This window comes from Rathayibacter sp. AY1D5 (assembly GCF_002932515.1).
Classification (GTDB): Bacteria; Actinomycetota; Actinomycetes; order Actinomycetales; family Microbacteriaceae; genus Rathayibacter.
Window position 1 is genome coordinate 39894 of record NZ_PSVU01000023.1, and the last position, 12866, is coordinate 52759.

Here is a 12866-nt window from a genome sequence, read left to right on the forward strand (position 1 = left end):
GGTGATGCGGTCGGTTTCCTCCGGACGCTACGCGCCCATGAGGAAGCCGACGATCGTGAACGCGGCGGACACGATGATCACGCCGACGAGCAGGCGGCCGAGCCAGCCGCCGATCTCTCCGCCTTCGCCGCGGCGGGCGGAGACGGTCATGGTGACGCCGAGGATGATCAGGCCGACGACGGCGACGCCGAGGCCGACCCACTTGGCCCAGCCCATGACGGTGGTAAAGGCCTCGAACCCGGGGGGCATGCCGCCGGGTCCCGGGTCGGGCACGACGGCGCCGAGCGCGCCTGCGGTGGTGAGGATGTCGGTCGTCGCTGCGAGCAGGGACATGAGGTGCTCCGTTTCGTTGGTGGTGCTGGGGGGATCGACGTCGCGGTCGCGACGCCGAAGAGGTCCGGTTATCCGGTGGTGAGGGGTCCGTCCGCGAACCCCACGTCGAAGTGGAGGTGGTTCGGGGTATCGGTGAACTGAGTGATGTGCTCGTAGCTGGTCGAGCGGCACTGGATTTGGCCGGCCCGGGAGCCCTGGGGCACCTGCGGGTCCAGAACGGTGAGGAGTTTCAGCGCGTTGGGGTCGCAGCCGGTGGTGGCCGTGCCGTCGAAGGAGAAGAAGTCGACCGCGTGACCGCCGCCATTGATCCAGTGCGAGGAGCCGGTGCCTGCGCCCAGGAGCGAGCCGGTGCACTGTCGGTTGAGGTCGGAGACGCCGACCTTCCCGAACGTGTTCAGCGCGATGGTGATGACCTGGAGGATCCGGACGTCGATGCCGCAGTTCTCTTTGGCGGTCCCGGCGGCCATGTCGCGGATCTGCTGCGCGTAGCGGTCCTCGAGTAGGCGCAGGCGCCCCTCGTCCATCGCCGTCACGAGTCCGGCGGCGAGGGCCTGCGCGTCTCCGGACACGGCTACGCATCCACCGACCGGCGCAGCCGTCGTAGGCGTGGTGCTGGTCGGCGTCGACGGAACACTGACCGGTGCGCCGGTCGTCGCCGGCCCCGTCGTGCTGCTACCGAGCCCGTTCAGGTAGGTCATGATCGCCACGGCGTCGGCGCGGTACTTCGTGTAGTGGTTCGGGTCGGCGTTGCGCTGGACCTTGTTGATCGCGATGGAGGGCTCCATTGCCGGCCAGCCCTCGACGGCCACGAGGCGGTCGTAGAAGAAGCCCGCCGAGGTCGTCGGGTCCATGCGCTGCTCGACGGTGCCCCAGCTCGACTGCTGCTGGAACAGGCCGATCGAGTCAGCGACCGATCCGTCCGGGTTGATCGCGCCGTCGCCGTAGGTGATATTCACCAGCGAGGACTCCCCGATCGCCGTCTGGACACCGAGCGTCTGCCCGTCCGCGCCGAGCCCCTTCGCTGCACCTGCATTGACGATCAGTGCTGCGTTCACGAGCTGGTCGTGCCCGTAGGCCCCGACCTTCGCGTCCGCCGGGATCGCGGACACGTTGACCGGGCCTCCACCAGGTAGGCATGCGGCCGCGGCCGATCCGCCGAAGAACAGCACCCACAGCAGTAGCGCCACGGTGACGATCGGCACCATAACCGCCGCCAGTACCCCAATTCCCCCCTTCTGCACCGGCCTACTCCGAGGCCAGGGGGGTGATCTGCTCGACGCCCCAGGGCGCCGTCTCTACAGCACGGTGGACGTAGACCGAGTAGTCCCCAGCGTCGGTGGGCACCAGAACGCGAATGGTGAACGTGCCGTCGCCGTCCCGGACCCGAGCATCGCCGGTCAACGACGTGCAGGGCACGTTCATCGGATCGACCGTCTCGTAGGCGATCGCCGCTTGCTGAGTCAGGAACGGGTAGAGCTCCGCGATCCAGGTGTCGTAGTCGAGCGTCGGGCGGCAGAACGCCGTCACTGCCGAGGCCGCGAGGGCAAGCGCGTCGTTCTCGACTCCCGGAACGGGAACCGGCTCAGAGTCGACCGGAGCGGCGGCCGCAGTCGGCGTCGCCTCAGCCGTGCTGGCCGCAGTCGAGCCCGATGCAGAAGGGATCTGGGCGGTCGGCGTCGGTGCAGTTCGTGCTGTTTCGGGAGCAGCGCCCGAGCACCCTGCCAATGCGAGCACAGCCGCAGCGGCCATCGCGGCGCAGAGGCCGGTGCCGGTGTGCTTCGTGTGCTTCATGTCGTTGGTTCCCCTCGTTGCCTTCATCACAATCTAGTCCCAAACTGCCCGTTTGGACACTCGTAGATGCCCAAATGGGACACTGACTGTCTACACTGACGGCACGTCGGTAGCCGCCGACCTAGAATCGTGGTGTGGAGGTGGACTCAACGAACGTCAATGCCGTCATAGGCGAGGCCGTCAAGAGCGCCATCTACGACGCCGGTTTCAACGTGAAGGCCGCGGCTGAGCGAGCCGGCCTGCCCTACCGGACCGTCCTTCGGTACATCAAGGGAGAACGGGACATGCCTGTCCCTGTTCTTCTCGCGCTCGCGCACGCCACGAACGCCGATTTGGACTCGCTCGTGAAGCAGCTTCAGGGCCGAGTAGCCTTTAAGGAACTGGTCAGCTACGTCACAGACGGCGAATCCATGCCGACTGAGGAATCCAGCGCTCTACGTCCCGCCGAATTGGCGCGTCGTCTCTCACTGGTCTTCACTTCACGAGGCCTCGACGCCACTACCTCCCGCACCAGAATTTCCGAGATCCTTCTCCTCAGCGGGGCCTCGATCGATCGCCAGGAATGGGGCCTGCTCATGGCCGGGCAACTCCCCTCGGCACCACGAGTCGAAGTGCTCTTCGCCGTGGCCGAAGCACTCGACGTCGACCCCGACTACTTGCTCAGAGACGACCCCGAGCTGGTCGAGGCCGTGGAAGCCCGCCTCGGGTTCGACGGCACCATGCGCTCGCTCGGCATCGAGCGCGTCGCCGCCCGATCGCTCGGAACAATCGAGCCCGACGAGCTACGCGGCATCGCCGCCGTCGTGTCCGAAATCGTCACCGAGCTACGTCGATAGCCGGCCGCGCCGTCCTGTAGGGCCACGCAGCTCCGCTCGCGCCCGGAATGCCGTCTAAAGTGGATGAGCTTCTCCCGGCCAGGCGAACGGAGTCCATCGATGCCGTCAGACTCCACGGAACGAGGTCGCGGCCGGTGGCGGATGCTCCGCCGCAGTGGCCAAGGCCGCAGTGGATCGATCGTTCAGGCGGCCGACGAGTTCGTGAGCAGGCTCGGACTTCCGGCCGCCGCGACGTGGGACGATCTTCAATCGTCCGTCGAGAAGGTCTACGGCAAGCCGATCTATCTGATCGCCTCCGCCAGCGCTGACCTCAAATCAGTGACAGGGCTCTGGATCGACACAGCCGAGTTCGGCACCGTCGTCTGCCGAGAGAGCGACGAGCTCCACTACCAGAGCCAGAACGCGTGCCATGAGCTTGCGCACATCCTCTTCGTCTACGCTCCGGACGCCTGGTTCAGCGAGCAGATCCCGCGGCTGATCCATCCGGGCCGGCGGCACGGAGCCACACACCTCTGTGCCCCGACAGATGATCCAGAAAGCACAGAAGCGAAGGCGGAGATTGCCATCGAGGAAGTAGCTTTCGCGATGGTCCGCCGTATCCAGACACTCAATCGGACGAGCGAAGAAACGTATTTCGGATGATCCAACAGGTTTGCCTAGCGCTTCTCATTGCGCTGGTGCTTGTGCGGGCTCCTCGCGCCGCAGCGAAGCCCGCAGCGCGTCCCGCTTTCTGGGCCACGGTGAGCGGTGCCGTCGCACTCTCCACCTACGGATTCCCCATCCCCTTCTTCACATATGACGCGCTACTGGGTGGCACCAACGTCATCACCCTCGTCCGCGACCTGGCAGCAGCATCGGCCTTCTGGTTCTTCCGCGAAGCGCTCGGACGGCGCGCCGGCGGCGAAGGCCGCGTCGGCAGTCGGTGGGGCCTGGCGATCATGTTCGGCTCCTACATCGTGCCGTTCCTGCTGATCGGCAACCGGGGCCGCACAAGCGTCGACTTCATCATCGACCGCCTCGACCAGACCGCCGTCTGGCTCTACGGATCGGCCTACATGGCGACTCTCGTGTGGCTATCCGTCTCCTCGATCATCAACGCGCGTCGCAACTGGCGCGGGGTTCAGCTCGTCTTCATCACCGGATTCGCCATCACCACGATCGGCTGCTTGATCGAGATTGCCTTCCTCACAGCCTCTCACTTCGGCTACGGCGGAGACGCCTTCCGCTACTCCGCGTGGAACGCCGCTGAGATACCGTTCTTCCTCGGTCTTCTCATCATCATGCTCGGCATCGGGTGGACGGCGATCGTCGTTCCTCTCCGTCGCCGGATCGACGTCGCTCGAGCATCGAAGGCCGCCGTCCGACACGGCCTCATCGAGCGACCACCGTTCACGACCTACCTGAGCGACCGGCGATTGATCGCACACGCTCAACAGATCCTCGTGCTCACGAAGAACGCTGAGGTTCGCGGAGAGGGCGCGTTCACCTTTGACGAGAATGCAGCTGTCGCTCGGGTCCGCACGCTCATCGCTCCCGACCAGGCGTTCACTCCGCGAGTGATCGGCGGCGGCTTCCGGAAGGCCGCATAGCCGGTGAGCGCACTCTGGGTCGCGATCCCCGCAGTTGGTGTCGGCGTCGCCGGAGCCGCGGTCGTCGCCACCGTTGCGCGCCGTGTCATCCGACCGCAGCGCAGCCGCCCAACACCGATCGTCGCGGTTCCGACGCCCGATCGCATCGTCCTCGGTCCTACTCCGATCACGAAGCAGAACGGCAAGCTCGGCCTGCTCTACGACGACGAAACCCGCCACGCGGTCCTCGGTCCGATCCTGCGAAGCGGACCAGACGGGATCGAACGCATCCTCACACTCAATGCTGATGCCCCCTCCCCCACGGCCGGCTCCCTGAGTCGACCCATCGGGAATGTGTTCGCGACGGCCCGAGAACTCGACCCGGACGCCCGCGAGGTGACCGTCGAAACCGAGCTTGGACAGGCGCCTGCCTGGTTGTTTTCCGGCAAAGGAGACGCCGCAGACACTTGGGCGATCCACATCCACGGCAGTCTGTCCGGCCGAGACGCTGCCTTTCGCTCCGTGCATGCACTCAGAGGCACCGGCTACACCTCACTGGTGCCTTCCTTCCGCGGTGACGGAGAAGGCCCAACGGCGCCACTCAATGCGTTCACGCTCGGTCAGACCGAATGGGTCGACGTCGACGCTGCGATCGCGCTCGCTCTCGAGCGGGGAGCGCGCCGGGTCGTCCTCGTCGGCTGGTCCAGCGGCGCCTCAATGGCGTTGCGCCTCGCCACGAGCTCGTCGCACCGATCCAGAATCGCAGGCTTGATCCTTGTCTCCCCCGTCCTCAGTTGGCGCAACAGCGTGCTCTTCAGCGCCGCTAACGCCGGAGTCCCCCGTGTCGTCGCTGCGGCCGCCACATGGGCTCTCGGCGCCCGCGGTGTCAGTCGTCTACTGGGCTCACCAGTTCCTCTCAACTTCAAAGCACTCGACTGGATAGACGCAGCCGCACCACTACGCATACCGGTGCTCCTGATTCATTCGGGGGGTGATCGCACCACGCCGTTCAGCGACTCCCGTTCGTTCAGCAACGCGCACGTGAATGCGACGCTGATCGCCAGCGACCCCGCCGGCCACGCCCTCGAATGGAACGCCGATCCAGAGCGATTCGAATCCGCCGTTCGCTCCTGGTGCAACAGCGCCATTTAGATTCTGCATGAGAATCAAGATAGCCAGATACCTATATAGGTATCTGGCTATCTTCGAGGGGCTCGGGCTCAGCTGAGCGGGTTCCGGTCGCGGTACTCGCTCAGGGCCGTTTCCACGATGTTCTTCTTAGTGCGACCGGTCGCGGCTCGCAGGTCTTGGACGTAGTACGACAGCTCGGCATCGACGTCCACATGCAGAACCTCCGTGGGCTGCTTCCGCGGCGGCGTGGCCGCCGTGCCCGCATTCGCCCGCGATACCGGGGCTGCTACCGGCGCCGGTGCGGGCGTCGGAGCCGGACGAGGCTTGGACGCGATCGGGTCGCTGCGGTCGGGCGCCGGCTGTGCTCGGCGCGGGAGGCTGGCGGGGCGATCTTCGTTCGTCATCGGATGACCTTTCGTGCGAGTTCACGGTATGCGGCGGCGACGGGTGCGCCCTTGCGGAAGTTGCCGTACCAGTCGTGCGAGTACCGGACCTCTCCGACGATGGTCCGGTGCGGGACGAGCGGAGTCAGGAGAAGCCCCGTCTCTCGCATCTGCTCGATGCTGTGCGTAGCCTCTCGCGGCGTGATCGTCTCCTTGTAGCCGCCAACGATGATGCCGGCCTCCTCGACCGCTGCGCGGTCGCTGAGGTCGTTGTAGCGGCGCACACTCTCCTGTGCACCAATGAATCCGTCCACGCCGTCAGCGGTGGGCGTGGCGGCGTAGATCACTGACTCCGCCGCCGTCAGGGCGTTGTAGATCAGCGACCCGCCCTGGCGGTTCGGGCAGTCGATGATCGCGAGGTCCGCAGGCACATCCTCGAGCGAGTCCGCCAAGCGATGCCCGACTTCTCCGGGATCGTCCGTTTCGCGTGCGCTCACGCTGCGGTCGGACGGGATCACTCGAAGGTTCGAGTGAAAGGGCGAAGGCACGGCGAGCTCGTCCGCCCATCCCCTCGGGTCGGCGTTACCCAGGATCGCTCCGACGTCGAGCCCGACGTCGACGGGCTGCGCGTCGAGCCACTTCGTGGTCGCGCCACGCGGATCCAGGTCGATCAGGATCACCCGCCGCCCCTCCTCGGCCGCCACCATCGCCAGGGAGACCGCGGTGGTGCTCTTCGTCGCACCGCCGCTCTCGCTGTAGATCATCATTGTCTGCATGCCGCAAACCTATATGGCTATCTATCCACCTAGCAAACTACCCAGATACCTATATAGGTATCTGGGTAGGACTCGCCCGGTATGAGCACCCGATCCCGCTCGGTGCGCGGGCTGGGAGCGAGTGTCGGTGGGGCCGACCTACACTCGGACGCATTCGAACATATGTTCGATGAGACGAGGAGGGGGCCGACCATGAGCGTGACCGTTGTGGAGCGCATCGCGACTCCGGCCTCGGACGCCGTCGCCGTCGCCTTCCTCGTCACCAGTGACGCGGTGGCTGCCGGGTTCCCGTCGCCGGCACAGGACTACTTCGACGGGTCCCTCGACCTCAACGACCACCTCATCCGGGACAAGACCTCGACGTTCATCGTCCGCGTCTCGGGCGAGAGCATGACCGGCGCGGGCATCAGCGACGGCGACGAGCTCGTGGTCGACCGGTCGATCACGCCGACGCACGGGAGCGTGGTCATCGCGATCCTCGACGGCGAGCTGACCGTCAAGCGCCTCGAGCTGCACCCCGGGGGAGTGGTGCTGCGGGCGGAGAACCCGGAGTACCCGCCGATCCACGTCGCCGAGCTGAGTGACCTCCAGGTGTGGGGCGTCGTCACGGTCTGTCTCCACCGGCTGCACCGTGCGCTCTGAGCGGCGCGTCGGCCTGGTCGACGTGAACAGCTTCTACGTCTCCTGCGAGCGGCTATTCGACCCCAAGCTCGCCGGCCGGCCCGTTGTCGTCCTCTCGAACAACGACGGCTGCGTGGTCGCCCGCTCCGACGAGGTGAAGAAGCTCGGCATCGAGAACGGCACCCCCTGGTTCAAGATCGAACCCCTGATCCGCTCCGGCCGTCTTCCGGAGGTCATCGCCCGCTCGAGCAACTACGAGCTGTACGGCGAGCTGTCCGCCCGCGTGATGGAGCTGCTGGGCCGATACTCCGCCTGGCAGGAGGTCTACTCGATCGACGAGAGCTTCCTCGGCGTCGACGGCGACGTGGCGGAGCGGGCGAAGATCGGCCGCGCGATGCGCGCCGCCGTCGCCAAGAACGTCGGCCTGCCCGTCTGCGTCGGGTTCGGGCCGAGCAAGACGCTCGCGAAGTTCGTCAACAAGGGCGGAGCGAAGAAGCACCCGCGCCTCGGCGGGGTCTGCGACACCGACTGGTACACGCCCGATCAGCTCGACGCGCTCATGGCGTCGCAGCACGTCACTGAGCTGTGGGGAGTGGCCGGCCGCACCGGGAAGCGCCTCGCGGAGCTGTCCATCCACACGATCCGGGACCTGCGCGATGCCGACCCGGCGCTGATCCGGAAGAAGTTCTCCGTGGTGCTGCAGCGCTCCGTCTACGAGCTGCGCGGGGTCGACTGCATCCCGCTCGAGGCGGCCCGCACCGTCCGGGATCAGCTGATCTTCTCGCGCTCGTTCGCCACTCCGGTGACGACGATCGCGGACATGGAGCAGGTGCTCTCCGTCTACGCGCAACGCGCCGCGCACCGCCTGCGCGCGCAGGGGTCGGTGACGAAGACGATGAGCGTCTTCGCGTCGACGTCGCCGTTCGCGGACGCGCCGTACGAGTCCGCCGGCGGCCTCGCCGGCTTCCCCGTGCCCACCGACGACCCGGTGGGTATCGTCAAGGCCGCGATCGCGACGTTGCGCCCGCGGCTGCGCGAGGGCGCCCGCTACGTGCGGGCCGGCGTCATCCTCACCAACCTGTCGCCGAAGGACTCCCACGCCTTCCTCGACGTGTTCGATACGGCTTTCGACTCCAAGGGTCTGGGCGCCACGATCGACGCCGTGACGAAACGCCACGGCCGCTCCGCGGTCGGACTGGGCCTCGCCGGGATCCGCAAGGGGCCGGTCTGGACGATGAAGCGCGAAGCGCTCTCGCTGCGCGCCACGACCCACTGGGCCGAGCTGGCGACCGCTCACGCCCGCTGACTTCTATCGGCGGCCAGCCTCCTCAGATAGAATGTTCTATAGGAGGTGGTTGCCGTGTCGATCATTCAGAGGCCCGATGGGGAGACCATCCGCAAGCTGCGCAGCTTGCAGGTCGTAACGCGGGTGTCATATCTTCGCGCGCTGCGCCGCGCTGCGGAGGACACCACGCAGAGGCAGCTCGCGCAAGAAATTGGAATCTCACAGCCCTCCGTCAACAGCGCATTGAAGTCCGCGGCCGCAGTGTCGGACGTGCGGCCCGGATTCTCTGGCGCAACGCCTTACGAGATTGCTCAGCGCTACGACGCGGGGGAGCTGACGAAGGAGCAGGTCATCGATGAGCTCGGCCGTTGGTCCTACCGTCCGGGGTCAGCTAGCGACGGCTACGACTGGACGACCGCGGACGCGGGAGAGTTTGCAGAGGTGCGACGCGCTCTGAGTGAGCACCTCATCGACGTCGACACATACGACGAGATCCTGGACCGCTACAGCGAGCAAGGTCGGTGACTGGGGAGGACTCGTCAGCGATCGCCAAGCACCGCGAGACAGTGCGTGCATGGGCGCGAGCGGGCGGGCCGCTGAGCCCCAAGAGCGAACACGCGACGGTGAACAACCGAGAGTGGTTCCGGCTCGGCGCCGACCAGGATTACGAGCCGCGTGGTGCGCGGCAACAACTACACGACCGCTTTGTGGCCGACTACCGCGCACAATTCCCTGACGTGCGCCAAGAGCGGAAGGCGATCATCCTTGCCGGCCCGCCTGGTGCCGGTAAATCGACCGTTCTCCGAGACGTGCTCGGCACCGACCGCAACGCCTGGCTCACCATCGACGCCGACGAGTTCAAGCGGGCGCTGCTCACCGAAGCGATCAAGGACGGCACCTACGACAGCACGATCCTGCCGCCCGAGGTCCGCGCCGCCGAGGCAGCGGGGGAGAAGTTCTTCCCGCTCGAGCTGGCCTCGCTCGTGCACGAAGAGTCTTCCATTCTCGCTATCCAACTCCGCGACGCGGCCATTCGGGACGGCCAGAACGTCGTGATCGACACCGTGCTCTCTTCGCCCGAGAAGGCGGTCGAGCTGGGGCAGCGGTTCGCGGCAGCCGGCTACAGCGTCGAAGTGATCGACGTCGAGGTGCCGTTCGAGCTGTCGGAAGCGCGGATCGCCGGCCGCTGGCAGGACTCCTACGAACGCGCCCTCGCCGGCGCCGACGAGCTCGGCGGTCGATGGGTGCCCAGCGAGTACGCCAGGAACGTTTATGCCGGCCCGGGAGGTCGGTCCCTCCCTGAGTTCGCCGCCGAGCAGCTGGCCGATACCGGCTCCACCGTGATGCGATTCCGCCGCTACAACACCCCCGCGGAAGGGCAGCCGCGCACTGTCGAGGTCGACAAGTCGCGCACTGCGTTCGGGCGCCCTCTGATCGACACCGCCCTCGCGCAGGCTCAGGCGACCGTCTCTCGCAGCTTCTCCACCACGGCGCTGACCACGGCGCCCGAGCGCGGTGACCGAGCGATCCCGGCCACCTCACCGACGCCAGCGCCGGACCGCGGCGACCGCGGTCGCTAGAGCGGCGTCGTCACCACTTAGAAAACCTGTCCACCAGGTCGACGTCGATCGAGGAGGTCCGCGGGTCCAGGCCGTCGGCCGTCTCGTCGGGGGCGTCGATGACGTCCAGGAACACGGCAGTCGCGGGCGTCACGAACGCTGAGGTCGTTCCGCGCGACGTCGGGATCTCTACGAAGGCGCCGCCGGCGGCCGCCGCCTGTTCGAGGCGCTGCGTGAGCCCGACGCGATCGACGTCGACCGGCAGCGAGAAGTGGCGCGGTCCGATAGTCAGCTCGAGCAGGTGCATGGGATTCCCGTCGTCGGCCGCTTGCCTACCAGGTACCCATCCTCCCGCGTCCTAGACGCTTCCGAGCCCGTTCCGGGGGCGCGAGATGCCCTCGCGCAGCGGCGCCGCGCGCCGCAGGTTGGAAGCCGCCACGGCGGCCCGTTCCACCTGTTTTCTTCACCTCTCCGCGGTTTCAACCTATTTCGCTCCACCGGCTGCGTGCCACCGATCCCGAACGCGGTCGCTGCGCTCCCTCACATCGCTCGTGATCGGCGTCACTCCGCCGCCTCCACTCAAACGGTCTTCCCCGCCGGAGAGGCAAAGAAAAACGATCAGCCAGAGGGAGACACACCATGAGCCAGCAGCGCGGCACCCGTACCGAGGTCATCAAGAGCGAGTACCACGGACCCGGAGCGGACGGGATCAGCCGGACCGCCCGTCAGGTGGTCATCGTCGGCGCCGGTGGCCGCGACCCGGTGACCGAGCAGACCCCGGCCGTGCACCTGGTCACCCGCGAGGGCCGCGCGGGGCTTCCCGGGGTGACGCTGCAGCACTTCGAGCCCGTGGAGGCGCTGCCCGCGGATCGCGTCGGCTACATGGCCTCCGGCGCCTACGTCGTCGTTCCGGTCGACGTCGCGCGAGCGCTCGACCTGTTCCCGGCCGCGTACGCGCTGCACGACCGCAGCGAGACGCCCGCCGACTACCGCGACAACGACTGACCCCCCCCGAACCGAGAAGGAGAACCGACATGCTCACCATCACCCACACGCCCGAAGCCGGAACGATCATCGAGGGCACCAGCCGCGGGGACGGCACCGCCGAGATCCTGAAGGCGTCCGGCTGGCGCTGGGGCCGCTCCATCGGCGCCTGGTACGTCCCGCAGTCCCGCGACCGCCTGCCGAAGTGGTGGACCATCAACCGGGCCGCGACCGCCCTGCGCGACGCCGGACACGAGGTCACGATCAAAGCCGAAGAGACGTTCCGCTCGACCGCCGAGGCGGAGGCGGCGACTATCGAGCGCCAGGCCGCCCGGGTCGACGCGCTCGACGCGAAGGCCGAGCGCCGCGCCGCGGACGCCGATACCGCCGACGCGGCCGCGCGCCGCGCGTTCGACCGGCTCCCGGAGGGTGGCGAGCCGATCAAGATCGGCCACCACTCCGAGACGCGGCACCGCAACGCGATCGAGAAGGCCCACAACGCGATGGGCCGCAGCGTCGAGGCCGACCGCGAGGCCACCCGCGCCCGCGCCCGCGCCGACGTCGCCGCCGGGACCACCGAATCCCGCTACGCGCCGGGAATGGTGGCCCGCCGCATCGACCGGCTCGATACCGACATTCGCGGCTGCACGCGGAAGATCGAGGGCAGCTCGCACAACTTCGGTGGCGGCTACATCGAGACGACCGCCCCCGCGACGGGCGCCTACCGGGAGCGGCTGCTCACCCAGCGCGCGCAGCTCGAAGACCAGCGCGACTACTGGACCGCCGTCCGCGAGGCGCAGGCCGCGGCCGGACGGGTCACGATCCACAGCCGCGACACGATCGCCAAGGGCGACATGATCAAGCACCGCTTCGGCTGGCACGTCGTTACCCGCGTGAACCCCAAGAGCGTGACTGTCGCGCTCGACTGGAACGACGGAACCCGCCCCTACAAAGTCGCCTACGCCGACGTGCAGGGACACCACACCGCCGCTGAGGTGGAGGCAGCCCGAGCCGCCGCCACCGAGACGGCCGCCGCGAGCTGATCGAGCGAGGGCTACCTACCTATATAGGTAGGTAGCCCGTGAGGGGCGGGCCCCTCACGCTCCCCGGGGATCCCGTTCCGGGAGGCGCGAGCTGCGCTCGTGCAGCGGCGACGAAGCGCCGCCTAGAGGTCGCCCGGCTGCGCCGGCCGCCGTTGGTCGCCCTACGGGCTCACACCCTTTTTTGCCGTGAAGCCTTCGGCGGCTCCCTCCGCTTCGCTGCGGTCGTAGCTACCTACGGGCTCCGTTCAAGTGGCTGCGCCACCGGCTCCTCCGAGACTTTCGGCACGCGGTCGCTGCGCTCCCTCACATCGCGCCGAAACTCTCTCCACCGCCGCCCTGCGGGTTGCACTGCGCCCTCCGGTTGCTAAGGCGGAGAACCGCCTTGACGGCAAAAAAACGATGAGGAAGAGGAAGAACATGCAGCAGATCACCACCGTCAGCACCTTCGTCCCGGCCACGAACGAGGACGGGATGCAGAGCCAGTTGCGCCGGATCGCCGAGCGCGACGTCGACCTCTCAGGTCTGGCACGCAACGGGTGGGCGCTGGCACACACCG

Annotated in this window: 16 protein-coding genes; 10 read left to right on the forward strand and 6 right to left on the reverse strand. The window is 67.4% G+C overall.

From position 1 onward, the window contains the following. Positions 1-27 precede the first annotated feature (27 nt). From C5C82_RS08905 to C5C82_RS17285, 3 genes are all read right to left on the reverse strand, one after another. Positions 28-333: a hypothetical protein gene (locus C5C82_RS08905; protein ID WP_104234431.1), complete on the reverse strand. Its 306-nt coding sequence runs from the start codon at positions 331-333 to the stop codon at positions 28-30. Positions 334-401: 68 nt separating this feature from the next. Then, entirely contained in the window at positions 402-1538 is a 1137-nt protein-coding gene (locus C5C82_RS08910) for a hypothetical protein (RefSeq protein WP_104234432.1), read from the reverse strand. Between the two features lie 40 nt (positions 1539-1578). After that, positions 1579-2124, reverse strand: a complete 546-nt coding sequence (locus C5C82_RS17285; RefSeq protein ID WP_146079342.1) for a hypothetical protein — start codon at positions 2122-2124, stop codon at positions 1579-1581. Between the two features lie 134 nt (positions 2125-2258). Between C5C82_RS17285 and C5C82_RS08920 the strand changes: the two genes are divergently transcribed. The 4 genes from C5C82_RS08920 (at position 2259) to C5C82_RS08935 (ending at position 5680) form a co-directional block, all read left to right on the forward strand. Beyond that, a complete protein-coding gene (locus tag C5C82_RS08920; protein ID WP_104234434.1) occupies positions 2259-2960 on the forward strand; it encodes a helix-turn-helix transcriptional regulator in 702 nt (233 codons plus the stop codon). 99 nt (positions 2961-3059) lie between these two features. Beyond that, positions 3060-3602 carry a hypothetical protein gene (locus C5C82_RS08925; protein WP_146079343.1) on the forward strand — a complete coding sequence of 181 codons (543 nt, stop codon included), beginning with the start codon at positions 3060-3062 and terminating at the stop codon, positions 3600-3602. After that, entirely contained in the window at positions 3599-4549 is a 951-nt protein-coding gene (locus C5C82_RS08930) for a hypothetical protein (RefSeq protein ID WP_104234436.1), read from the forward strand. The genes C5C82_RS08925 and C5C82_RS08930 overlap by 4 nt, the downstream gene beginning before the upstream one ends. Before the next feature lie 3 nt (positions 4550-4552). Further along, positions 4553-5680 carry a S9 family peptidase gene (locus C5C82_RS08935; protein ID WP_104234437.1) on the forward strand — a complete coding sequence of 376 codons (1128 nt, stop codon included), beginning with the start codon at positions 4553-4555 and terminating at the stop codon, positions 5678-5680. Between the two features lie 68 nt (positions 5681-5748). Here the strand turns inward: C5C82_RS08935 and C5C82_RS17290 are convergent, their stop codons facing one another. Both C5C82_RS17290 and C5C82_RS08940 read right to left on the reverse strand, forming a co-directional pair. Further along, positions 5749-6063 carry a hypothetical protein gene (locus C5C82_RS17290; RefSeq protein WP_146079344.1) on the reverse strand — a complete coding sequence of 105 codons (315 nt, stop codon included), beginning with the start codon at positions 6061-6063 and terminating at the stop codon, positions 5749-5751. Beyond that, positions 6060-6818: a ParA family protein gene (locus C5C82_RS08940; protein WP_104234438.1), complete on the reverse strand. Its 759-nt coding sequence runs from the start codon at positions 6816-6818 to the stop codon at positions 6060-6062. The genes C5C82_RS17290 and C5C82_RS08940 overlap by 4 nt, the downstream gene beginning before the upstream one ends. A gap of 192 nt (positions 6819-7010) precedes the next feature. Here C5C82_RS08940 and C5C82_RS08945 point away from each other — a divergent pair, with 192 nt between their 5' ends. Genes C5C82_RS08945 through C5C82_RS08960 form a run of 4 tightly spaced genes read left to right on the forward strand, consistent with a single transcriptional unit; the run spans position 7011 to position 10304 of the window. Further along, positions 7011-7460 carry a LexA family transcriptional regulator gene (locus tag C5C82_RS08945; protein WP_104234439.1) on the forward strand — a complete coding sequence of 150 codons (450 nt, stop codon included), beginning with the start codon at positions 7011-7013 and terminating at the stop codon, positions 7458-7460. Next, complete coding sequence (locus C5C82_RS08950; protein WP_104234440.1) at positions 7450-8745, forward strand: Y-family DNA polymerase; 1296 nt, start codon at positions 7450-7452, stop codon at positions 8743-8745. Before C5C82_RS08945 ends, C5C82_RS08950 begins: the two co-directional genes overlap by 11 nt. 54 nt (positions 8746-8799) lie before the next feature. Beyond that, positions 8800-9249: a winged helix-turn-helix transcriptional regulator gene (locus C5C82_RS08955; RefSeq protein WP_104234441.1), complete on the forward strand. Its 450-nt coding sequence runs from the start codon at positions 8800-8802 to the stop codon at positions 9247-9249. Beyond that, positions 9246-10304: a zeta toxin family protein gene (locus C5C82_RS08960; protein WP_181028843.1), complete on the forward strand. Its 1059-nt coding sequence runs from the start codon at positions 9246-9248 to the stop codon at positions 10302-10304. Before C5C82_RS08955 ends, C5C82_RS08960 begins: the two co-directional genes overlap by 4 nt. Before the next feature lie 10 nt (positions 10305-10314). On the opposite strand, the gene C5C82_RS08965 is transcribed toward C5C82_RS08960, so the two are convergent. Further along, entirely contained in the window at positions 10315-10590 is a 276-nt protein-coding gene (locus tag C5C82_RS08965) for a hypothetical protein (RefSeq protein WP_104234442.1), read from the reverse strand. Positions 10591-10922: 332 nt separating this feature from the next. On the opposite strand from C5C82_RS08965, the gene C5C82_RS08970 reads away from it, so the two are divergent. Together C5C82_RS08970 and C5C82_RS08975 are read left to right on the forward strand one after the other, a co-directional pair. Next, complete coding sequence (locus tag C5C82_RS08970; protein WP_104234443.1) at positions 10923-11288, forward strand: hypothetical protein; 366 nt, start codon at positions 10923-10925, stop codon at positions 11286-11288. Between the two features lie 29 nt (positions 11289-11317). Continuing rightward, on the forward strand, positions 11318-12310 hold the full coding sequence (locus C5C82_RS08975; protein ID WP_104234444.1) for a DUF3560 domain-containing protein: 993 nt from the start codon (positions 11318-11320) through the stop codon (positions 12308-12310). Positions 12311-12866: the final 556 nt, after the last annotated feature.